This window comes from Xylanibacter rodentium, from assembly GCF_013166575.1.
Lineage (GTDB): Bacteria > Bacteroidota > Bacteroidia > Bacteroidales > Bacteroidaceae > Prevotella > Prevotella rodentium.
Genome location: NZ_JABKKE010000006.1, coordinates 77,808 through 100,970 on the forward strand (window position 1 = coordinate 77,808; position 23,163 = coordinate 100,970).

At 51.0% G+C, this 23,163-nt stretch carries 15 protein-coding genes; 11 read left to right on the forward strand and 4 right to left on the reverse strand.

What is annotated here, in order from left to right; genetic code table 11:
* The first annotated feature begins 80 nt into the window (after window positions 1-80).
* A complete protein-coding gene (gene radA, locus HPS55_RS04940) occupies window positions 81-1,472 on the forward strand; it encodes a DNA repair protein RadA (RefSeq protein ID WP_172176996.1) in 1,392 nt (463 codons plus the stop codon).
* A gap of 659 nt (window positions 1,473-2,131) precedes the next feature.
* Here radA and HPS55_RS04945 read toward each other — a convergent pair.
* A complete protein-coding gene (locus tag HPS55_RS04945; RefSeq protein ID WP_172176998.1) occupies window positions 2,132-2,926 on the reverse strand; it encodes a M48 family metallopeptidase in 795 nt (264 codons plus the stop codon).
* A 498-nt stretch (window positions 2,927-3,424) separates the two neighbouring features.
* Here HPS55_RS04945 and HPS55_RS04950 point away from each other — a divergent pair, with 498 nt between their 5' ends.
* Together HPS55_RS04950 and HPS55_RS04955 are read left to right on the forward strand one after the other, a co-directional pair.
* Window positions 3,425-3,670, forward strand: coding sequence for a hypothetical protein (locus HPS55_RS04950; protein ID WP_172177000.1), 246 nt, complete (start codon window positions 3,425-3,427; stop codon window positions 3,668-3,670).
* 168 nt (window positions 3,671-3,838) lie between these two features.
* On the forward strand, window positions 3,839-4,027 hold the full coding sequence (locus tag HPS55_RS04955; protein ID WP_172177002.1) for a hypothetical protein: 189 nt from the start codon (window positions 3,839-3,841) through the stop codon (window positions 4,025-4,027).
* Between the two features lie 157 nt (window positions 4,028-4,184).
* Here HPS55_RS04955 and queC read toward each other — a convergent pair whose 3' ends face one another.
* The gene (gene queC, locus HPS55_RS04960; RefSeq protein WP_172177004.1) at window positions 4,185-4,859 is read right to left on the reverse strand and encodes a 7-cyano-7-deazaguanine synthase QueC; all 675 of its coding nucleotides are present in this window, start codon (window positions 4,857-4,859) and stop codon (window positions 4,185-4,187) included.
* Between the two features lie 157 nt (window positions 4,860-5,016).
* Here queC and HPS55_RS04965 point away from each other — a divergent pair, with 157 nt between their 5' ends.
* The 6 genes from HPS55_RS04965 to HPS55_RS04990 all read left to right on the forward strand — a co-directional run bounded on the left by HPS55_RS04965 (window position 5,017) and on the right by HPS55_RS04990 (window position 11,310).
* Window positions 5,017-5,652 carry a C40 family peptidase gene (locus HPS55_RS04965; RefSeq protein WP_172177006.1) on the forward strand — a complete coding sequence of 212 codons (636 nt, stop codon included), beginning with the start codon at window positions 5,017-5,019 and terminating at the stop codon, window positions 5,650-5,652.
* Window positions 5,653-5,834: 182 nt separating this feature from the next.
* Complete coding sequence (locus HPS55_RS04970; protein WP_172177008.1) at window positions 5,835-6,254, forward strand: nuclear transport factor 2 family protein; 420 nt, start codon at window positions 5,835-5,837, stop codon at window positions 6,252-6,254.
* A gap of 253 nt (window positions 6,255-6,507) precedes the next feature.
* On the forward strand, window positions 6,508-7,758 hold the full coding sequence (locus HPS55_RS04975) for a phosphoglycerate kinase (RefSeq protein WP_172177010.1): 1,251 nt from the start codon (window positions 6,508-6,510) through the stop codon (window positions 7,756-7,758).
* 89 nt (window positions 7,759-7,847) lie between these two features.
* Window positions 7,848-8,672, forward strand: coding sequence for an RsiV family protein (locus tag HPS55_RS04980; protein ID WP_172177012.1), 825 nt, complete (start codon window positions 7,848-7,850; stop codon window positions 8,670-8,672).
* A 59-nt stretch (window positions 8,673-8,731) separates the two neighbouring features.
* Window positions 8,732-10,564, forward strand: coding sequence for an SLC13 family permease (locus HPS55_RS04985; RefSeq protein ID WP_172177014.1), 1,833 nt, complete (start codon window positions 8,732-8,734; stop codon window positions 10,562-10,564).
* 44 nt (window positions 10,565-10,608) lie between these two features.
* On the forward strand, window positions 10,609-11,310 hold the full coding sequence (locus HPS55_RS04990) for a 4Fe-4S binding protein (RefSeq protein ID WP_172177015.1): 702 nt from the start codon (window positions 10,609-10,611) through the stop codon (window positions 11,308-11,310).
* Window positions 11,311-11,571: 261 nt separating this feature from the next.
* Here the strand turns inward: HPS55_RS04990 and HPS55_RS04995 are convergent, their stop codons facing one another.
* Window positions 11,572-12,471 carry a diaminopimelate dehydrogenase gene (locus tag HPS55_RS04995; protein WP_172177017.1) on the reverse strand — a complete coding sequence of 300 codons (900 nt, stop codon included), beginning with the start codon at window positions 12,469-12,471 and terminating at the stop codon, window positions 11,572-11,574.
* Between the two features lie 278 nt (window positions 12,472-12,749).
* Window positions 12,750-13,886 carry an AAA family ATPase gene (locus HPS55_RS05000; RefSeq protein WP_172177019.1) on the reverse strand — a complete coding sequence of 379 codons (1,137 nt, stop codon included), beginning with the start codon at window positions 13,884-13,886 and terminating at the stop codon, window positions 12,750-12,752.
* Window positions 13,887-14,589: 703 nt separating this feature from the next.
* Between HPS55_RS05000 and ruvA the strand changes: the two genes are divergently transcribed.
* Together ruvA and sov are read left to right on the forward strand one after the other, a co-directional pair.
* Window positions 14,590-15,192, forward strand: a complete 603-nt coding sequence (ruvA, locus tag HPS55_RS05005) for a Holliday junction branch migration protein RuvA (protein ID WP_172177021.1) — start codon at window positions 14,590-14,592, stop codon at window positions 15,190-15,192.
* Between the two features lie 185 nt (window positions 15,193-15,377).
* Window positions 15,378-23,075, forward strand: coding sequence for a T9SS outer membrane translocon Sov/SprA (gene sov / locus HPS55_RS05010; protein ID WP_172177023.1), 7,698 nt, complete (start codon window positions 15,378-15,380; stop codon window positions 23,073-23,075).
* Window positions 23,076-23,163: the final 88 nt, after the last annotated feature.

The following is a 23,163-nucleotide window of genomic DNA, read 5'->3' on the forward strand; positions in this document are numbered from 1 at the left end:
TTACCGTTTCAGCGTCTTTCATAAAAAAGCGCTCTATAAAATCTCCCGATTTGGATTTTATTTGCTACTTTTGCGGTATTATGGCAAAAGACAAGACAGCATACGTATGCAGCAACTGCGGTCAGGAATCGGCCAAATGGATAGGCAAATGCCCCAGCTGCGGACAGTGGAACACATTCAAGGAGATACGCATAGCCGCCGACACAGGCACCCAGGCTGCCCGTCAGGCAGCCGTATCGGTACGTGCGGCAACGGACAGGAACAAAAACCGCCCGCTGTTTCTGCATGAGATAAGCGCCCGCGACGAGCCACGCATGGACATGCACGACGAGGAACTCAACCGCGTGCTCGGCGGCGGGCTTGTACCGGGCTCGATAGTGCTGCTCGGCGGCGAACCCGGCATAGGCAAAAGCACTCTCACGCTACAGACCATACTGCGGCTGCCGCAGCGGCGGATACTCTATGTGAGCGGTGAGGAAAGCGCCCACCAGCTCAAGATGCGTGCCGAACGCATAGCCCACTCGCCCAACGAGACATGCCAGATACTCTGCGAGACATCGCTCGAAAGCATCTTCGCCCACATCCGCGACGTCAAGCCCGAACTGGTGGTGATAGACTCCATACAGACCATCGCCACCGAAGACGTGGACACAAGTCCGGGCAGTGTGACGCAGGTACGCGAGTGCGCCGCTGCACTGCTGCGCTTCGCCAAGACGAGCGGAGTGCCCGTGATACTCATCGGACACATCAACAAGGAGGGCACACTGGCCGGACCGAAGATACTGGAGCACATCGTCGACACGGTGATACAGTTCGAGGGCGACCAGCACTACATGTACCGCATACTGCGGAGCATCAAAAACCGCTTCGGCAGCACATCCGAACTGGGCATCTACGAGATGCAGCAGACGGGGCTCAGACAGGTAAGCAACCCCTCGGAACTGCTCCTCACCCAAGACCACGAGGGCCTGTCGGGCATAGCCATCAGCTCGGCCATCGAGGGCGTACGGCCTTTCCTGGTGGAGACACAGGCCCTCGTCTCGTCGGCAGCCTACGGCACTCCGCAGCGTTCAGCCACGGGGTTCGACCAGCGCCGCCTTAACATGCTGCTGGCCGTGCTCGAAAAGCGCGTCGGATTCAAGCTGATGCAGAAAGACGTATTCATCAACATTGCCGGCGGACTGCGTGTAACCGATCTTGCCATGGACCTCAGCGTGATAGCCGCCGTGCTGTCGAGCAACGTCGACACGGCCATTGAGACGGGATGGTGCATGGCGGGCGAGGTGGGACTGAGCGGCGAGGTGCGTCCCGTAAACCGCATAGAGCAGCGCATTGCCGAAGCCGAGAAACTCGGGTTCAGCCACATCATCGTGCCGCGATACAACATGGCGGGCATCAGCGCCCGCAAGTTCAACATCGAGCTGCACCCCGTGCGCAAGGTGGAAGAGGCACTGAGAGAGCTGTTCGGATAACGACTCCGACTACTGACGCGACTATGAACAATCGTGACAAACACGCTCTGTAGCGCGCGATATTCTGAAACAGAAAGCCATTCGTCGAAAATATCGCAGTATTTCGTGTGCAAACACAATCAGCTGATTATCATTCGATTGCATTGTCAAGCAGGAATATGTGCAACGGTTTGTAAGTAATAATTCTGCGAAACGGCCGTAACGGGAGTGCAACGAGGCCCTTATTGCACTCCCGTTACGGCCGTTTCGCATCCTCATTAGGGCCGTTTGGCAAGTAAATTCGGGTGTAAAATAAATATAGTTTACATAAAACGGGAGTCAGACACCGCTTTTCTGCAATTCCGTTACCATGTAAACATCTTTTAGGAACTATTCCGCATACAGGATTTTTGCATAGTTTTGTTTACAAAATACGCTGCAATCAGACGTGTCTTCGCAACGGGACATGGCGTCACAACTCCGTTTTTTATATCATCACGGCTCCGTTTTATATCAACAGCAGGGGCATAATCCTGCATTGTCCTGAGCGTAACCGCCGGCAGTCTATATGACGGTGACGGACAAAAACAAGATTATGCCCCTGCGATATGAATGAAAATGCACAAAGAGAGACAGGATGATAATGCGCAAAGGTCAAATATCAAACCTGTTGCCGGCATTTACTTGTTCTCCGGACGTGCTATGCCGTCGGCCTTGGCACGCTCTGTCATCTTCTGGATACGCTTGTCGGTATCGGGATGGGAAGACAGCAGGCGATCCATCTTTGAACCTTTGGCCGCCCCGTTCTCCAGCTGCTTGAGCTTTTCGAACGACAAGGCAATGGCCCATGGATTCTTGCCTTTCTTCTTAAGAAAATCGTAACCGTAGTCATCGGCCTGGCTCTCCTCCTTCTGCGAGAACTGCGAATTGAGAACGGCCTCGCCAAGCTGTCCGAGCTGCGAATCGGTAAGCGAAGCGGCCTTGCCGCCCGTCGAGGCTATACCGTCCTTCAGTGCCGATGCCAGCAGCGCCGTGCGATATGCCTTCTTAGAGTGCTTCAGAGCCACATGACCGAGCTCATGGCCTATCACACCGAGAAGTTCGTCGTCGGTCATGATGTCCATCAGCGACGAGAACACGCGCACACTGCCATCCGGACAAGCGAAAGCATTGACGTCGATAACGTCATAGACCTTGAAATTGAGCGGAATCCCCTCCACCTCGTTCAGCCCGTCCACCAATCTGTTGAGGCGCTGCGTATAGGGACTGTTGGCATCGCACACCTTGTTGTTCTTGTCCATCCAGTCGATGGACTCTTTCACATACTGGGCCATCTGCTCGTCTGTCAGCGTCACGGCCTTGCCGGCCTTGAGCGCTCCGCCGACAGCCTTGCCGAGATTAAACTGTGCCACGGCCGGTGCCGAGCACGTCAACATAAACAGCAGAAAGGCTGTACTTCTGAAAATCTTATTCATACAATAATACTGTTTTATTATACATGTATTGAATTATAACACCATTATAACTATAACTTATCCTGTTTTATTGCATAAACGACGAAAAAAAATCCGCCGTTCCACTGTATGCCCAAGACAGAAAATATCTCCCGGACCTGTCTTTCCTTTGAAAGCCGCCTCTATCTTACGCCGAATACAGTACCGGGCCGGTTCCTATATAATAAAGACATTCTCACTATACAGTGTCTCGACAAGTAAAAACAGAGTCTGATTAAACGAATATTATGATTATGGAAACGATATAAAAGTTTTTTAGTTTAACGGTACTTAATAGTATTGAACAAACCGTATTTTATTTTCAGTATGTATTCATTATACGTATATTTGCAATAGAATCGCTGACGACAACATATGGAAGCATAAAAAACAACAGGATAACACGCGACATCCCCCGCGTAGAACAAAATAAAAAAATAATGAAGTGGGATAATTGTTTAACTATAAAAAGTAATGACTATGGAAAAGAAAGAGAAATGTTGCAACAAACCGGTAGAGAAAACGGAGTGCAAGAACAAGAAAAACAGCACGGAAAACTGTGACAAGGAAGTAAAGGACACTAAGTGCTGCGAGAAAGAGAAAGACGCAGAAAGCTGCGACAAGAAAAAGAAAGATAAGGCAGTCGAAGACTGCACGACAGAAAAAGGCAACAAGCAAAAGACCGAGACTCCAAAAAACGGAAAATCTTCTGCTGACAAGAAGTAAAACTGCTGATCTGTCCCGGCGGACACTGTAATTGATATTCCGGCTGTCCGCCGGTTATCACTCTCAAAAAGAAATTATAAATACAATACGCAGACTTGTTTTTTTTACATGAAATGAAAAACAAATGTCTGCAAGTATTCAACAAAAAACAAGTAGGAGGAAACAATCATGATAGGACTTATCATCTGGATTATAGGAGCTGTGCTGACAATAAAAGCATGCTTCGAGATATTGATGCTTGATGTTGCATTATGGAAACGCATATTGGTGGCCATCGTGCTGCTTGCCACAAGCTGGTTCGGACTGGCATTCTACTATCTGGTAGCCAAAGGACGCATTGAGGACTGGCTCAGATAGACACGGCACAGGGCTGATGACATACGATTATGAAAAAGGAGGGAAATCAACAAAAACAGGACATGGGACGGACTGGACAATATCCGTATTTGCTTTATCTGATACCGATACTATCACAATATGCACACTGTTCATCCGCTCCCGGTCCTTATTGTCATCATTCATACGGCATCGTTAACGGACTGTCGTACACCGTATTGTCTTTTATCCCGGCTTCGGCCAGCGCCTCACGCCGCTCCACACATGTGCCGCAGCGGCCGCAATGACGCACGCCACCCTTGTAACACGACCATGTCTCGCCGTAGTCTATGCCAAGAGCATGGCCACGACGGGCTATATCGGCCTTGGTTATACCGGTATAAAGGGCCTCTACGGTGATTCCTTCGTAGGTTCCGGCTGCCGTCGCCGAGCCGAACGCTGCAACAAAATCCGGACGGCAATCGGGATATATTGTGTGGTCACCACCGTGGTTGGCCATCATCACGTGTCTGAGACCGTTGCTCTCGGCTATACCCGTGGCTATGGCAAGCATTATGCCGTTGCGGAAAGGAACGACGGTCGACTTCATATTATCATCGGCATAATGGCCCTCTGGGATGGCATCCGGCCCCTCAAGCAGCGAACTCTTGAAATAACGGTGCATGAAGTCCAGATTTATCACAATGTGGCGAATGCCGAGCCGCTCGCAGTGCATGCGGGCAAAAGGTATCTCACGGGCATTATGATTGCTGCCATAGTCAAACGACAGACCTATGGCTATGCGGTCTTTGTATTCATACAGCATGGTGATGCTGTCCATTCCGCCACTTACTATCAACACAGAATCTTTCATATCCATTTAATTGTTGTGCGTCAATATATACAAACATGCGCAAAATTACAGAAAATCACAGTAAGAGCCAACGATATGAAAGATTTTTATGACAGTTCAACAGAATATTGACGAAATGTCTTTGGTTTATCACCGGATTTGTTTAATTTTGCATAGAATGACTTACAATTGTCTGACACGGAACTTTATAGCTGCCGGTATCGTTGTTGCACTATGCAGCCTGACAGGTTGCGGATATGACGGCGACAGACAGACGACAATCCTCCCGGACAGCATAAGACTATGTCCCGGCGATGTGGTTCTAAGGCGGGGATTCGGATTTACGAGCCACGCCGTTCTCGTTGCCGACCGCGGCGGAGGCTACTCGCATGTAGGCATCGTGGTCGACTCGGCAGGAGCAATGATGGTGGTACATGCTGTACCGGACGAACCTGATTACGATGGTGATGCAGACCGCGTGAAAATGGATATTCCGACACGTTTCTATGCTCCTGAAAATGCCGAAACGGGGAGAGTGATGCGCTGCAAAGACAGCACTGCCGCCGCGCGGGCAGCACTGGTAGCCATGCGGGTATACGCACGGGGCACACTTTTCGACCATGACTATGACGACCGCGACACCACCCGGATGTATTGTTGTGAACTTGTGGAGTTTGCCTACAGACAGGCCGGAATGCCACTGGTGACCGCTCCCCGGCACAATTTCTCCATACCGGGCATGCAGATAGAAAATGTGATACTTCCGTCCGACTTCATGTCGTCGCCACATTTGTACAGTGTGATATGTTTTTAGGACTACGAGCATATTGAATCATTATCACGAAATGCAATCAACCAAAAGACAATCATTTATGATGATGTATACAGCAACACCGGTCCGGGGATGAGAAATATCTGAGGATTGAAACAACCAGCCGAATAACAAAGAAATATTTTACAACCAACAATTTATTAATTTCTAAAAACCAATTAAGTATGAAAAGACTTTTTAAAGTGGCTTTCCTCTTCATTGTAGTGATGGCAATGTGTGCGTGTGGCGGCGGAAACACTCCGAGCGCAGTAGCAGAAAAAGCTATGGACTGTTTCGTTGACGAAGATTACGAAGGCTATGTAGACCTTATCTACATCAAGAACGAGGACACCAGAGACAAAGAGAAACTGGAACAGGAAAAGAAACAGTATGTAGCAATGCTGAAAGAAAAAGTAACAAAGAGCGCGGAAAAGAGCGGCAAAAAGCCGAAATCGGCCAAAGCCGTGTCTGAAGAAATATCTGAAGACGGCGAAAAGGCTACCGTAGAAATGAAAATCACATACGATGACGGAACCGAAGATACAAACAAAATGAAGATGTGCAAAGACAAGAACGGCAATTGGCGGGTCGATGCAGGCAAATAAATAGAAGTATACTCTGAATCAGAAAGTTCGTGAAACGAGATTGGTACTCATGGTTTCACGAACTTTTCTATTTCATACCACAAACCGCATACTGCATATTATATTGCAAACTCCATATTACATTTATTCCGGATTGGCGCAAAAAATATATAAAAACCTCATATCACTCATATAATTACGGATTTATTTTACTAACTTTGCGTTCGCAAAATCCATAACAAGAAAGTTATTTTATATTTAAATAGATACTATTATGACTATCGATCAATTCAACTTTGCCGGCAAGAAGGCAATCGTGCGCGTAGATTTCAACGTTCCTTTGGACGAGAACGGTAATGTAACCGACGACACCCGCATCCGCGGAGCACTCCCCACACTGAAGAAAGTGCTCAACGACGGCGGTGCACTCATCATGATGAGCCACATGGGCAAACCCAAAGGCAAGAAAAAGCCGGAACTTTCACTCTCTCAGATTGTGAAGAACGTATCGGATGCTTTAGGTGTAGAGGTAAAGTTTGCCGACGACTGCGCCAATGCCGACGAGGCTGCCGCAGCACTGAAGCCGGGAGAAGCATTGCTGCTTGAGAACCTGCGCTACTATGCAGAGGAAGAAGGCAAGCCTGTAGGCGTGGAAAAAGGCACTCCCGAATATGACGAGGCAAAGAAAGAAATGAAAGGCCGTCAGAAAGATTTCGCAAAAAAACTGGCAAGCTACGCCGACTGCTATGTAATGGACGCATTCGGTACTGCTCACCGCAAACACGCCTCTACAGCCGTAATCGCAGACTACTTCGATGCAGACAACAAGATGCTTGGCTATCTTATGGAGAAAGAAGTACAGGCTGTTGACAACGTTCTGAGCAACATCAAGCGTCCGTTTACAGCCATAATGGGCGGTTCGAAGGTCTCGACTAAGATTGGCATCATTGAAAATCTGCTTGGAAAGGTCGATAACCTCATCCTCTGTGGCGGTATGACATACACATTCGCAAAGGCACAGGGCGGCAACATAGGCAACTCCATCTGCGAGAACGACAAACTCGACCTGGCTCTCGACATCATAAAGAAGGCAAAGGAGAACGGCGTAAACCTCGTACTCGGCACAGACTGCATCGCTGGCGACGACTTCAAGAACGACTGCAACACACAGGTTTGCCAGTCAAACGACATTCCCGAAGGATGGGAGGGTCTGGATGCAGGTCCGGAAACACGCGAGAAATTTGCCGCTGCCATTGAGGACGCAAAGACAATCCTGTGGAACGGACCGGCCGGAGTTTTCGAATTTGACAACTTCGCCGGTGGTTCAAAAGCCATTGCCGACGCTATCGCCAAGGCTACAGCCAACGGGGCTTTCTCGCTCATCGGCGGTGGTGACTCCGTAGCATGCATCAACAAGTTCGGCATGGCCGACAAAGTCAGCTATATATCTACCGGTGGCGGTGCTCTGCTCGAGGCCATAGAAGGCAAAGTTCTGCCGGGTGTAGCTGCCATCAAAGGCGAATAAGAAAAGAGAATACTGATACACATATATCCGAGGGCGGCCCAATATCAATACAGAGCCGCCCTTTTTGTATAATATAAAATCATTGATATATGAAGATAAAGCGTATTCCGGCACTATCGGCCGCCGCGATATCATTAGCATTTGCAGCACTCACAGTTGCATGTCAAAACAACAGTCAGACAAAAGAGAGCCCTCTGACAACCGATTCGTTAACATACGAAAGCAAAAGCAACAATTCCGAAGTAAGCATAACTGTCGACTTCCCCACCGCAGGCCCAACGCCACTGGCCAATATAATCCGTGAATACATCAGCGAAGAGCTCGGAGGAACCTACCGAAACGACATCAACAACCCTAACTCAATGCTTGCATATTATGGTAAGGGCATGGAAAAGAATCTGAAAGACATGACCGTGTATGACAACAGGGAAAGCATGCCCACCTTATCTGACTCCAGAAGCATTAGCAAAACATACGAGACAGACAAGTTCGTAGTCTATACAAGCCGCATAGAGACATACTATGGCGGTGCACACGGAATGCATACGGGCACAACGGCCACCTTCAGAAAATCCGACGGGCGCCGCTTCGGCCATGAAATGCTGACAGGCACCAACACCGAGAGCTTCAAACTGCTTATAAAAGAGGGCCTGAAAGAATACTTCAAGGAAGACAGCAAAGCACCGATAAGTGATGAAGACTTGAAGAACATGCTGCTTACGGAATACAGTGTTGACTTCCTGCCATTGCCACAATATGCCCCGGCACTTGGCAAAGAAGGCGTAACATTCACCTATCAGCCTTACGAAATAGCGCCATATGCCGCCGGCATGCCGTCGTTTACCGTTCCGTATGACAAAATACTGCCATATCTGACAGCCACGATTACCGACATGATTGAACTACATGATTAAACCAAAGAAATATTGACATTCATTAAATAAAGACACAGACACCTATCACTATCTCACAAATGACAGCAACACTGACAATACTTGCCATAACGATAATACTGTTCGTCAACGGACGCATACGCGCCGACATCGTAGCACTGTGCGCCCTTGCCGCCATGCTCCTGCTTGGTATACTTACGCCCGAGGAGGCACTCGCCGGATTCTCTTCCACCGTTGTAATAATGATGGTAGGACTGTTTGTTGTGGGCGGTGCGATTCTACAGACCGGACTGGCCAAGGCTGCAAGCCAGAAGATAATGAAACTCGCTGCCGGCAGCGATATCAGGATGTTCCTGCTTGTTGTAACGGTGACGGCTGTGATAGGCGCCTTCATCAGCAACACCGGAACCGTGGCACTGATGATGCCCATCGTTGTGAGCATGGCGGCACAAGCCAACATGCGCCCCGGCCGTCTGCTCATGCCACTGGCCTTTGCCAGCAGTCTCGGCGGCATGCTGACGCTCATCGGTACACCGCCTAACCTCGTCATACAGCAGGCACTGACAGGTGCCGGCTACCAGCCGCTCGGCTTCTTCTCATTCTTCCCTGTAGGCATTATCTGCATCATCATAGGTATCATAGTCATGATGCCACTCACAAAACTGTTCCTGTACAAGAAGAAAGGAAAGGCAACCGGCAAGGCCGGCGGAGGCAAAACGCTCGACGAACTGGTAGACGAATATCAGTTGTCCAACGGCCTGCGCCGTTATATGGTGAAAGAACAATCGGGAGTAAGAAACAAGACCGTGGCCGAACTTAACCTTCGCGGACGCTACGGCCTGTCGATAATAGAGATACGCAGCGAAAGCACCGACCGTAGCGGACTTATACGCAACGTGCGCCAAAGCCTCGCCGGTCCGGACAGTATCCTCTCCGCCGGCGACATAATATACCTTATGGGCGACACGGCTGTGATGGACAACTTTGCAAAAAGCAACGGTCTGAAACGTCTCGACAACAACAACATGGATTTCTATGACATCGGCATTGCCGAGATTGTGCTCATACCTACGTCGCGCCTTATCGGCACGATGCTGAAAAATTCGGGATTCCGCGAGCGATACGACATCAACGTACTCGGCATCAAGCGCTCCGGCAACTACATAATGACCGGCCTGCCGGAAGAAAAACTGATGTCCGGTGACGTGCTGTTAGTCCAAGGCAAATGGAGCAACATATCGAGACTGGACGAGCAGGAGACCGACTGGGTGGTGTTGGGACAGCCGGAAGAGCAGGCCCGACAGGTGACACTCAACTACCGCGCTCCCCTTGCCGCTGTCATCATGGTGGCAATGGTGGCCATGATGGTGTTCGACTTCATACCTGTTGCCCCCGTCACGGCAGTAATCGTAGCCGGGCTGCTCATGGTGCTCTGCGGATGTTTCCGCAACGTCGAAGCCGCCTACAAGACCATCAACTGGGAAAGTATCGTACTCATAGCGGCAATGATGCCCATGTCTGTAGCTCTGGAAAAGACCGGGACGTCAGCCATGATATCCCACTCGCTCGTGTCGTCGCTCGGTTCGATGAGTCCGACCGTTCTTCTTGCAGGCATCTATTTCACCACTTCGCTGCTCACGATGTTCATCAGCAATACGGCAACGGCTGTGCTCATGGCTCCCATCGCCATGACATCGGCCATAGAGATCGGTGCAAGCCCCTACCCGTTCCTTTTTGCCGTGACGCTTGGAGCGAGCATGTGTTTCGCCTCACCGTTCTCCACGCCTCCCAACGCTCTTGTGATGCATGCCGGCGAATACACCTTCAGCGACTATGTCAAGGTAGGCTTGCCGTTGCAGATCGTAATGGGAGTGGTCATGACATTTGTACTTCCACTGCTGTTCCCTTTCTAAACAACCTGTCAATAATCCAAACATCAATAAAAAGAAACAAGAAAATGTCAACAAAAAGATTTCACCGCCATTTTCCTACCAAGGGATATCCGCTATACTGGATGCTATTGGCCTATCTTGTAATAGGATGGTTTTATCCCGTTGTAGGCCTGCTGGCACTTATCTGCATGATAGCTCCCGTCGCATTTGCCGTAAGACGCGGAAGATGGTGGTGCGGCAACGCCTGTCCGCGTGGCAGTTTCTACGATCGCGTCTTGTCCGAACACTCACCCCACCGCCCCATTCCACGGTTTGTCCGCACATCCGGTTTCCGTCTGTTCATGGTGATGTTCATATTCACCGTCTTCGGCGTACAGATGTACTTTGCATGGGGCGACTGGAACGCCATGGGGCGTGTGTTCTGGAACATCATCCTTGTGACAACCGTCGTGGGCATAGTCCTCTCGTTCGTCTATGCTCCCCGGACATGGTGTTCCTTCTGTCCTATGGGCACGCTATCGTCGTGTGTATCGCCAAAACAATCCCCGTTGCCCTCCGGCTTTACCAATATCCACGTTGCCGACACATGTCAGATGAAGTGCAAGAGCTGTGCCAGAGTTTGCCCGATGCAGCTCACGCCATACGACTGCCGTGGTACAGCAACAGGTTATCTTGACACCGACTGCATAAAATGCGGCAAATGTATAGCCACATGCCCTCTGAAAATAATGAGAATGGAGCACAACCGAAGTGTAAACGGCAACTGATACAAGATAAATCAGGACTCCTTCAGTCGGAAAGAAATGAAGAATGAAAAATAGAAAACCGAGAATTACGGCTACCTGTGCCGGTTCTTTACGCAAGTCTACATAAACAAACGAGACCGGCAGCAAAATGTGAGAATTATAATTGCCTTTACAGATTAAGTACGACATGCACCGCACTCGAATCCATAAAGGCAATTATAATTCTCACATCTCAATTCACGTTTATCTTTTTATCTCCTTCCGGAGACATACAATCGCGGTCTACACCAGATGCGCAATCAGGTCTTCACGCTCACCCGGCAGCATGTCAACAACAGGCAGCTCTATCATGGTGTAGCAGCCGGGCTGCTGACGCATCGATGCACGTGCCACGTTGACGAGCACCTGGGCCGTAAGAGCAGGGTTGTTGATGCTCATATTGAACTCCAGACGCTGGTTCTGCGTCTTTCCGCTCACACCCTTGCGCACCAGATTCACGCCGTGGCCCATATCGCGCACGGCATCCACCGACCCGACGGCAAAGACATGAGTCTCGTCATTGGCAAAATACGGATCGGCCTTGATGGCAGCCGTGACATCCTCCAGCTTTGCCCCGTCCTCCAGCTCTACATATACCATGCGGCGATGTATGCCCTCGCCGAGAGGAATGGTCATTGACAGGGCGTTCTTCACACCCTCTTTAGAGCGCACGCATACGCTGTGGCCCATCGACATTCCCGGCCCGAAGTTGGTATAGCTCAATCCCTTCGGAGCGAGGCTCTGCATCAGTGTTCGCACAATCGAGTCCGAACCCGGATCCCATCCGGCTGCAATCACGGCCACGGTACCGCTCTGCCGACACACTTCCATCAGATTCTTCCGATAGTCCACGATACCGGTATGTATGTCAAAGCTGTCCACCGTGTTGATGCCCAACGGAAGAATCTTTCTGGCATATTCCTCACAACTGCGTGTCGGTGTGGCGAGAATGGCCACATCCACGTCTTTCAGCTCGGTGATGTCCTTCACCACGTCATACTGCGCCAGCTCCGCGGGCTTGTCCTCGGCACCGTTGCGGCGCACCACACCTGCTATCTCAAAATCATCCGATGCCTCGAGTGCCTCAATGGTATACTTTCCAATGTTGCCGTAACCTACTACGGCCGCTCTTATCTTCTTCATTTCTTTTATGTATTTGTTTTTTAGATGATTGCGTACTTTGTCTACACGGTCAGACCGTTTCCGGTTGCAAAAGTACATCATTGACGCGAAACAAGTGACATTATGCCATTAATTTTTCAATAAAAATGTGAAAACGAACATTTCGCAGCATATCGCGGGCGATAGCTTACGAATTGAACGCCATCATCAACATTTCACTTACATATTCAATAATTGTCCGGATTTCATTATATCGCACCCCTTACTGAGTTCATAAGTATCAACCGCCTTTCCGTCGCTCAATACTCATGAGCCAACCAATAGGCAAGGAAATGGTCATATACACGATATGCGTCTCCGTCCTGCGTGACCAGTTCCGTTTTCAACAGACTCTTGACAGCCGCCTGTACCGAACTTGCTGACGTCAGTTTGTATTTTTTTACGAATGCTCCGGAGGTGATGCTACGTGCCATTCCCTCACGTGCAATGGCCTGCAGAACCTGTTTCTGCTTTGGCGCAATGTGTGTCAGAAGTTCCTTGTATGTTCCCTCCTGTGCTATTATTACATTACGAATAGCCGTGTCCACCATGTCTTTCCCACAGACACCACCATGAGGAGTCAGGGCGAAGAGTTCGTTCATGATCATCTGGACAAACCAAGTACATCCGTCGAACCGTTCGTGCACTGTCTGTGCCACCCCGTCTTGGATGCGGCGTCCATGGTCCTCAAACATTTTCGATGCAAAGTCGGCATAAACACCGGACGGTATCGGCCCGAGCCCCATCGTGACGGCACTTTGATAGAAAGGTTTCGCTGCCGAGTTGAACATATTGCTCATCAGATGACGGCGGCTGCCGGCAAAAATAAAAAACGTGTTGTGACACTGCTGTATCCTGGTGCGCAGCATGGCTTCCACATTGTTCTCCACATAGTTGCCGATTTGCTGGAACTCGTCTATGGCTACAACGCATGGACGGTCGGCCGTCTCCAGATACCGGAAAATCTCATCAAGCGTTGTCTGCGGCGCCTGGATGTCTCCCAGACTGATGTCAAGTACAGGATCGCCCGTAACCGGGTCGAACTTGAATCCCATGCGCAGCGAACCGACTGTCCGGAAAAACCGGTCGACCCATTTACTGCTGCGCGGTTTCAGTTCGTCATAGATGGCTTTACCAAGCAGGTAGACAAGTTCGGCCAGCGATGTCGTGGCATATATGTCGACGAAGAACGTGTGATAAGAGGCCAGCCGGTCCTGACCGAAACAGTGGTGTATAAGCCCCGTCTTTCCCATGCGTCTCGGTGAGATGAGAGCCACATTGCGGCCGTTCCAGATGTGCTTCAAAAGTTGGGCGGTCTCGTCCTTGCGGTCGCAGAAATACCGGTCGCTGACATATCTTCCCACGACGAACGGATTGACTTGTATGATGTCTTTCATATAATATGATACTATTTTATTGCAAAGATAATAATTATATTCACAATAAAGTGTCTTTTCGCTGAAAATATGAGTTATAACGGCACTACACCTGCCGAAAACCAAATTTGCGATGTATGTGTTTGCCATTAATTGATTGAAAGAATTATGGTCTAAAAGGTTTTATTGAATTATCACAACAAAAGCCATCCGAATACTGCGTTATTTTGAAACAGAAAAATCTTGGACCGAAATTCGCGAGTTTTACGTGTGCAAATTCAATTATCTGATTTACAAGATATTACAACCAATCAGCAACAACTGTGCAGAAAACGCAGCTTCATTTTTATGCCGTAAGGGCCTCCTTGCATTGCAATTACGGCCTCGTTGCAAGCCAACGAGGCCGTAACGGGAAGGCAACGGGGCCGTAATTGCAATGCAAGGAGGCCCTTACGGCAAGAGATTCACCCGAAAATCGATGCAGAAGAGCGCCGCTATACCTCGTCAAGGGCTTTCCGGACGCGTAGAACAGTGAGTCCGGAAGTGTTAAATTCCGGCAAAATATCATTACAGCGACAGCAGGAACCGCGCCGACGGAACCACATCGGCAAAACACTCGTCAGATATAGTATCCGGAACAAACGGCACATTCACATTGGCTGGTATACAATAATTAACGGCTTTTGTCGTTAATTGTAATGTATATATACGAAAACAGCATATAATGATAGAATACATAAGAGGTGAACTCACCGAGCTTACGCCCGCACTGGCTACAGTGGAGACGGGCGGGATAGGCTACGGACTTAACATTTCGCTCAACACCTACACCGCCATCCAGGGACGCAACGAGGTACGACTGTATGTGTATGAGGCTATCCGCGAGGATGCCCATGTGCTCTACGGCTTTGCCGACAAGAAGGAACGCGAGCTCTTCGTGCTGCTTATAAGTGTATCGGGCGTGGGCACCAACACTGCCCGCATGGTGCTTTCGTCGATGAGCCCCGCCGAACTGTGCAACTGCATATCCACCGGCAACGAACGGCTGATGAAGAGTATCAAGGGCATCGGCCTCAAGACGGCCCAGCGCATCATCGTCGATCTGCGCGACAAGATTGTCGCATTAGGCATAGCCGAAGAGATACCTGCCGGCGGAGCAATACAGTCGCCGGTGAACAATGAGGTAAAGGACGAGGCCGTGAGCGCGCTGACAATGCTCGGCTTCTCGCCCGCTCCCACACAGAAAGTTGTGGTACAGATATTGCAGGAGCATCCCGACGCACCGGTGGAGATGGTGGTAAAGATGGCGTTGAAGATGATAAAATAAGGAGTTAAAAAGGAGTTATCACTTCGCTACGCTCCGTTAGGAATTAAAGGGAGTTATCGCTCCCTACGGTCGCCCGGGAGTTAAAGACAGATGCTTCTTTCAGTGAATTTATATCCCCAACGCTTCTTAAACCTTCCCGGATGCGGCACGGACATAAACAGAAATAGAACATATACATAACAGTGATGAAGGACAAGAAACCACACATATATAATAAGGATAAGGCAAAAGACAAGAGACCTGCCGGCGGCAAGTCTCCCATATCCCGTATCGTGTCGGCCCTGTCGTTCATCACCGGACACAAGCCGCTGCTTGTCATTCCCGCACTGGGACTGATAGGCAGCATCGCACTCGCCACAGCACAGGACGACAAGACCCGCACTGCCAACAAGCCCGTACCCAAGGCACAACCGAAACTCGTGGTTGAAGACGAGGCCATACCCGACTCGCTGCTGCACCCGCGATGGAAGATAAGGAAGACCACGCCACTGCTGACAGCAGACCTCGACTCGGCCGCCATCGACCTGAAGATGCCCGACAACATCAGGCAGGAGGCCGTATACGACGATTCGCTCAACGTATACTTCATAGGTTCGAAGATAGGCGACTCCTATCTTAACACGCCTGTGATGATGACTCCCGAGGAGTACCGGCGGTGGAGCGGGCGACGCGCCATGCAGGAGTTCTTCCGACGCAAGGACGCTGAAAACGTAGCCGCACAGGGCAAGAACAAGTTCGACTTTACCGACATGCACTTCGACCTCGGCCCGGCCGAAAAGATATTCGGACCGGGAGGAGTACGCATCAAGACACAGGGAACGGCCGAACTAAAGATAGGCGCCACGCTGAACAACATCGACAATCCGTCTCTGCCCATACGCAACCGAAAGACAACGGCATTCGACTTTGACGAGAAAATCAACCTGAGCCTCAACGGAAAGGTGGGCGACAAGGTCAACATGAACCTCAACTACAACACCGACGCCACATTCGACTTCGACACAAAGAACCTCAAGCTGACATACGAAGGCAAGGAAGACGAAATAATCAAACTGGTGGAAGCCGGCAACGTGTCCTTTCCCTCCAACTCGTCACTAATCCAGGGCGCCTCGTCGCTGTTCGGCGTGCGCACCGACATGCAATTCGGCAAGCTGAAACTGCAGACCGTGCTGTCGCAGAAAAACTCCACATCGAAAAGTGTCTCGTCAAAAGGCGGCACACAGCTCACTCCGTTCGAAATCAACGTGGCCGACTATGAGGAGAACCGCCACTTCTTCCTCTCCCACTACTTCCGCGAACGCTACGACCGCGGAATGGCATCACTGCCCAACGTGCTGACGGGAGTGAAGATAACACGCGTAGAAGTGTGGGTGACAAACAAGACGGGAACCACAAGCAACACACGCAACATCATTGCACTGGCCGACCTCGGCGAGGGCCGCAACACATCAAACCCGCTGTGGGGAGGAACCGGCGACGTGGCACCGAGCAACAGCGCCAACGGTGAGTACAGTGCCATGACAAACGAATACGCAGCAGCGCGCAACATCGACCAGACGAGTACCGTGTTCGACGCCATAGGCGGATTCACCGGAGCCGTAGACTACGAGAAGCTGCAAAGCGCGCGTCTGCTCACATCATCCGAATACACTGTCAACACAGCTCTCGGATATATCTCGCTGAAAACCACGCTACAGTCGGATCAGGTTCTGGCCGTAGCTTTCGAATATACCCTCAACGGACAGACATATCAGGTGGGCGAATTCGCATCCGACAATACAAATACAGAGGAAGCCCTATTCGTAAAGTCACTGAAAAACACCAACAACAGCCCGCAGATGGCCAACTGGCGGCTGATGATGAAGAACGTATACTATCTTGCATCGACAGTAGAGAAGACCAAGTTCCGCCTCGACGTGAAATATCAGAACGACACCACAGGCGTATACCTCACCTATCTGCCCGAACCGCAGGTAAAGGACAGGCCGATAATCCGAATACTGGGAGCCGACCGTCTGGACAATAACAACAAGGCGAACCCTAACGGCTACTTTGACTTCGTCGACGGATATACCGTCAGCAACGGACGTGTGTTTTTCCCGGCTGCCGAACCGTTCGGCTCTTACCTGCGAAACTATCTCGTAACGGCAGGCATAACGGAGGCAACAGCCGACAAATACGCCTTCACCGAACTGTATGACACGACAAAAACAGCCGCAAAACAGATTGCAGAGAAAGACAAATTCATTCTTACAGGACAATACAAGGGAACATCGGCCAACGTAATATCTCTCGGTGCATACAACGTGCCGCAAGGCTCGGTGGTGGTAACTGCTGGCGGTGTGGTGCTGAGTGAAGGCTCGGACTATAGTGTAGACTACTCGGCCGGCGAGGTTACCATACTCAACCAAAGCATCATCGACGCCGGAACATCGGTCAACGTAAGTCTCGAAAGCAACACAGACTACGGCATGATGCGCAAGACAATGATGGGACTCAACTGGGAATATGACTTCTCTAAGGATTTCCAGATAGGCGGTACTTTCCAGCATCTGCGCGAACAGACACTCACATCGAAGGTAGCCATGGGCTCCGAACCGCTCAACAACATACTGTGGGGACTCAACATGAACTGGAAGAAGGAGAGTCAGTGGCTCACCAACCTTCTCGACAAAGTGCCTTTCCTGCACTGTACACAGCCGTCGCAGATATCATTGACAGGCGAATTCGCACAGCTCATCGCCGGACAAGCCGGCGGAACACAGGACAACGCATCGTACATCGACGATTTTGAGAACACAAAAAACGGCATAAGCGTTTCCGACCCCAAGTCGTGGGTGCTGTCAAGTGTGCCGTCGATGTTCCCCGAGTCGTCCGACAAGGATGGGCTCTCCAGCGGCTACAACCGTTCGTTGCTTTCGTGGTACACCATCGACCCGCTGTTCACATACAAAAGCAGCTCGCTCACACCGGGACACATCAAGAGCGACCTCAACCAGCTGTCCAATCACTACGTGCGCGAAGTATACATCAGCGAACTGTATCCCAACCGAGACCAAAGCACATACAACGGCGCCACGGCTACACTGTCGATACTCAACATGGCATACTACCCCAACGAGCGCGGCCCCTACAACTTCTCAACGGCCGTCAACGCCGACGGTACCATGCTGAACCCGGCGGCAAAGTGGGGCGGAATGATGCGAAAACTGGACACCAACGACTTCGAGACTGCCAACATCGAGTATATCGAGTTCTGGCTGCTCGACCCGTTCATATACTCACGACAGAACGGTGATGCGTCGTCATACGGCGGCGACCTCTACATCAACCTCGGCGAGGTGAGTGAGGACGTTCTGCGCGACGGCAAGAAATTCTACGAAAGCGGCATGCCTGTGGACGGCAGCAGCAGCTTCACCACCACACAGTGGGGCAAGATTCCGGTACAGGCCACACAGACCTACGCCTTTGCCACCACGGCCGGAGCACGCGAGAAACAGGATGTGGGACTCAACGGACTCAACGACGACGAGGAGCGTGCATTCCAGCCATACGCCGAATTCAACACTTTCGTGCAGTCAATCACCAACGACAGCATACGCAACGCATGGCAGGCCGACCCAGCCAACGACAACTACCAATACTTCCGCGGTTCCGAACTTGACCGTCGGCAAGCATCGATACTCGAACGATACAAACGCATCAACAACCCACAGGGCAACTCACCCGACAACGACGGCAACAACGAAAGCTACGATACGTCGTACAAGACGACACCTGACGTAGAGGACATCAACCAGGACTATACGCTCAACGAATACGAACGCTACTATCAGTATCGCGTGAGCATACGCCCCGAAGACATCAACGAGAACAACATCGGCAACAACTATATTACCGACAAGCGCTCGTACACGGCTACACTGCGCAACGGGAATAAGGAGACGGTCAACTGGTATAAGTTCCGCATACCAATCAACGCTGCCGACAAGGAACGTATCGGTTCCATCAGCGATTTCTCGTCAATACGTTTCATGCGCATGTTCCTGACCCGGTTTCAAAGACCAATCGTTCTGCGATTCGGCAGCCTTGACCTGGTGCGCGGCGAATGGCGCATGTATGAGCAGAACCTGAACCAAAACGCTGCCGGCGGTAACGGAACAATGGAAGTGAGCGCAGTAAACATAGAGGAGAACAACGACAAGCAACCCGTGAACTATGTACTGCCGCCGGGCATCAGCCGCGTTACCGACCCGTCGCAGCCACAACTCGTCGAGAGCAACGAGCAGGCCATGAACATGACTGTGAAGAATCTTGCAAAAGACGAGGCCAAGGCCGTATACAAGACAACTGCACTCGACCTGCGACAGTATAAGCGCCTGCAGATGTTCGTACATGCCAATGCAATGCTGCAAAACACGACCAATCTTCAAAACGATCAGCTGGCCCTGTTCGTGCGTCTTGGAAACGACTACAAGAACAACTATTACGAATATGAGATACCGCTGAAACTCACTCCCGAGGGACAGTATGACAAGTTCTCGCCCACAGACTGCCGTGCGGTGTGGCCCGAAGAGAACATGCTCGACATAGACATGTCAGTATTTACCGGTCTGAAAAAGGCACGAAACAAGGCAAGAGCCACCGGCGGAGCATCGTACACAACGGTTTTCTCAATGTACGACGACAACAAACCCAACAACAAGATAAGCATCATCGGCAACCCGTCGCTCGGCGAGGTGAAGACGATGATGATCGGTGTGCGCAACATATCGTCGACGGTGAAGTCGGGCGAGGTATGGGTAAACGAACTGCGGCTGCTCGAGTTCAACAACAAGGGTGGATGGGCCGCGTCCGGTGCGCTCAACATGCAGTTGTCCGACTTCGGTACCATCAATCTTACGGGAAAGATGGTGACCGAGGGATTCGGCGGACTTGAAGAGGGACTCGCCCAACGTTCCACCGACGACTACAAGACATACAGTTTCACAGCCAACCTTGAGTTGGGAAAGTTCTTCCCGGACAAAGCAAAGGTGACGGCACCGCTCTACTACTCGGTGACCAAAGAGGAAACACGCCCGAAGTACAACCCGCTCGACACCGACATGGAACTGGACGATGCTCTTGAGTCGGCAAAGGACTCGCACGAACGCGACTCCATAGAGGCGATAGCAGTGACGAAGACCACCAACACCAACTTCTCGCTGTCAAACGTGCGTGTGGGCATCAAGACCAAACGCCACCCCATGCCGTACGACCCTGCCAACTTCTCATTCAGCTACAGCCATTCGCACAGTCACACTTCGGGCGAAACCACAGTCTATGAGAAAGAAGACCAGTGGCGCGGTTCGTTCAACTACAGCTACACACCGGTGTACAAGACTTTCGAACCGTTCAAGAAGCTGAAAGGCAAGAGCAAGTGGCTCAACTTCCCCAAAGCCATCGGCATCAACTATCTGCCACAGAACATCGCGTTCAACACCGAGATAATACGCAATTACTACGAATTGCAGGAGCGCGACATGGATCCCGCAGGCGCAGGTTCAAGTCTGCCGCTTACTTTCAGTGAGCAGTTCCTTTGGAACCGCGACTTCTCCATACGCTGGGACCTCACCAAGAATCTGCATATGAACTTCCAGTCGGCCACACACGCCGAGATTGAAGAGCCGTACACACCGGTCAACAAGGATCTTTATCCCGACCAATATCATGTATGGAAAGACTCTGTGTGGCACAGCATCAAAAACTTGGGAACTCCGCTCGACTACCAGCAGTCGTTCTCGGCCTCATACCAGATACCCCTCAACAAACTGCCCATATTCGACTGGCTCAATGCTGACGCCAGTTACACCGCCAACTACTCATGGGTGCGCGGTACGGAACTCGATGACGGCACTTCACTCGGCAACACCATCGCAAACAACCGCAACTTCAACATCAACTCCACGCTCAACATGGAGACACTGTACAACCATATCCCTTTCCTCAAAAAGGCCAACGAGCGGTTCAACAAGAAACAGACAATAACCAACAATAAGAACAAAAGGAACAACAACGCCCAAAAACTTCAGACGTCCAAGAACAACAAGAACAAGGACCCAAAAGACCTGAAGGACACCAAGGAGGACAAGAAGCAACAGAGCGAACTGCCCAAAAACAAGAACACCTATCAACGGGAGATAACACTGAAAGCCGACACCACCATCACCGTGACACACAACAAGAAAAGCAAACGCCTGATGGTATCGGCAAAGACAAAAGACGGCAAGCCGTATAACCTGAAATACAAGGTGGTGGATGCCAACAAGATACTGATAAAGAACCTCGACACCATACAGATAAAACTGAGCGTCACACCAAAGGAACCGCTTGAAAACCAATGGTGGTACAAGCCCGCACAGTCAGCGGCACGCTTCCTGATGATGGTACGCAGCATAGGCATCACATATCGCAGCCAATACTCGATGACTCTGCCGGGATTCATCCCCAACATCGGCGACGCATTCGGACAGCGCACCGGCAGCGTGCTCTCACCGGGTCTTGACTTCGCTTTCGGACTGACCGGCGACGGCTACCTGCAGAAGGCCTACGACAACAACTGGCTGCTATGCAACGACAGCGTAGCCACACCGGCCACGACATCAAGCAGCGAAGACCTTCAGGTACGCATCACGCTCGAACCCGTCCGCGACCTTAAGATCGACCTTAACGCCAGCCGTACCGTCAACAAGTCGCGCAGCATACAGTATATGTACGCAGGCATGCCGGGCACTCACAGCGGAACGTTCAACATGACGACAATCAGTCTCAAGAGCGCCCTTGAAGGCATGGGCGACGCCAACAACGGCTACAGTTCGAAATCGTTCACGCAGTTCTGCAATTCCATAGACGGATTCCGTGAGCGGGTGCAGGCCCAATATGCCGGCACACACTATCCGCAGGGAACATACGACGCTAACGGCATCAACCTCAGCGGCACGCCCTACAACCCAGAACTCGGCACGGTCAACAAATACAGCGCCGACGTTCTCATACCGGCATTCCTCTCGGCCTATACCTCAGGCTCAGGCTCGTCGCTCGACATATTCCCCACCCTCAGACGGATGATGCCCAACTGGACATTGAAATACAGCGGACTCGGCAAACTGCCATGGCTGCGCGACCACTTCAAGAGCGTCAACCTCAACCACTCTTACAAAAGTGTTTTCGCCGTGGGCAGCTACGCCTCGTACAGCACATATCAGGAATACATGAACGGTTTGGGATTCATCACCGACGTGACTACAAGCAACCCTATTCCCAACAGCATGTACAACGTGAGCACGGTGAGCATCAACGAAGCATTCTCGCCACTGCTCGGCATCGACGCAACGCTGGAGAACAACCTCACCTGCAAGCTCGAATACCGGACCACACGCGTGCTCAGCCTCAGCATGACAAGCATACAGCTCAACGAGGCGCTTAGCAAAGACTGGGTGATAGGCATGGGATACAAGATAAGCAATTTCAACCTCTTCGGCAGCGGAACCTCACGCAAGATAAAGAAGACACAGCGCGGAAATTCCAAAAACACGACTAACAATACCAAGCAACAGACAAATACAAGAGGACGGGGCGTAAACCACGACCTCAACCTGCGCCTTGACATATCCTTCCGCAAGCAGGCCGCCATCACACGCGACATCGCCACCGTGACGAGCTCGGCCAGCAGCGGCAACTCGGCGTTCAAGATGTCGTTCATGGCCGACTACACCCTCTCGCGCCTGCTCACGCTCAGCGCCTACTACGACCGTCAGACCAACACGCCGCTGCTCTCGAGCAACAGCTATCCCACGACAACGCAGGATTTCGGATTCTCACTGAAGTTCTCGCTGACAAGATAAAAGAGCAGACACCGACAGATACGCGGATATGACGAAAGCCTACAGCGCCTAATGTCTGTATTGACAGTGAATCCCATAAAGAATATAC

Excerpts from the sequence above, each read along its gene's own strand:
- HPS55_RS04945 (WP_172176998.1), bottom strand. The coding sequence starts at position 2,926 with ATGAATAAGATTTTCAGAAGTACAGCCTTTCTGCTGTTTATGTTGACG.
- queC (WP_172177004.1), bottom strand. The coding sequence starts at position 4,859 with ATGAAAGATTCTGTGTTGATAGTAAGTGGCGGAATGGACAGCATCACC.
- HPS55_RS04970 (WP_172177008.1), top strand. The coding sequence starts at position 5,835 with ATGAAAAGACTTTTTAAAGTGGCTTTCCTCTTCATTGTAGTGATGGCA.
- HPS55_RS04950 (WP_172177000.1), top strand. The coding sequence starts at position 3,425 with ATGGAAAAGAAAGAGAAATGTTGCAACAAACCGGTAGAGAAAACGGAG.
- HPS55_RS04965 (WP_172177006.1), top strand. The coding sequence starts at position 5,017 with ATGACTTACAATTGTCTGACACGGAACTTTATAGCTGCCGGTATCGTT.
- HPS55_RS04995 (WP_172177017.1), bottom strand. The coding sequence starts at position 12,471 with ATGAAGAAGATAAGAGCGGCCGTAGTAGGTTACGGCAACATTGGAAAG.
- HPS55_RS04985 (WP_172177014.1), top strand. The coding sequence starts at position 8,732 with ATGACAGCAACACTGACAATACTTGCCATAACGATAATACTGTTCGTC.
- sov (WP_172177023.1), top strand. The coding sequence starts at position 15,378 with ATGAAGGACAAGAAACCACACATATATAATAAGGATAAGGCAAAAGAC.
- HPS55_RS04975 (WP_172177010.1), top strand. The coding sequence starts at position 6,508 with ATGACTATCGATCAATTCAACTTTGCCGGCAAGAAGGCAATCGTGCGC.
- HPS55_RS04990 (WP_172177015.1), top strand. The coding sequence starts at position 10,609 with ATGTCAACAAAAAGATTTCACCGCCATTTTCCTACCAAGGGATATCCG.
- HPS55_RS05000 (WP_172177019.1), bottom strand. The coding sequence starts at position 13,886 with ATGAAAGACATCATACAAGTCAATCCGTTCGTCGTGGGAAGATATGTC.
- HPS55_RS04980 (WP_172177012.1), top strand. The coding sequence starts at position 7,848 with ATGAAGATAAAGCGTATTCCGGCACTATCGGCCGCCGCGATATCATTA.
- HPS55_RS04955 (WP_172177002.1), top strand. The coding sequence starts at position 3,839 with ATGATAGGACTTATCATCTGGATTATAGGAGCTGTGCTGACAATAAAA.
- radA (WP_172176996.1), top strand. The coding sequence starts at position 81 with ATGGCAAAAGACAAGACAGCATACGTATGCAGCAACTGCGGTCAGGAA.
- ruvA (WP_172177021.1), top strand. The coding sequence starts at position 14,590 with ATGATAGAATACATAAGAGGTGAACTCACCGAGCTTACGCCCGCACTG.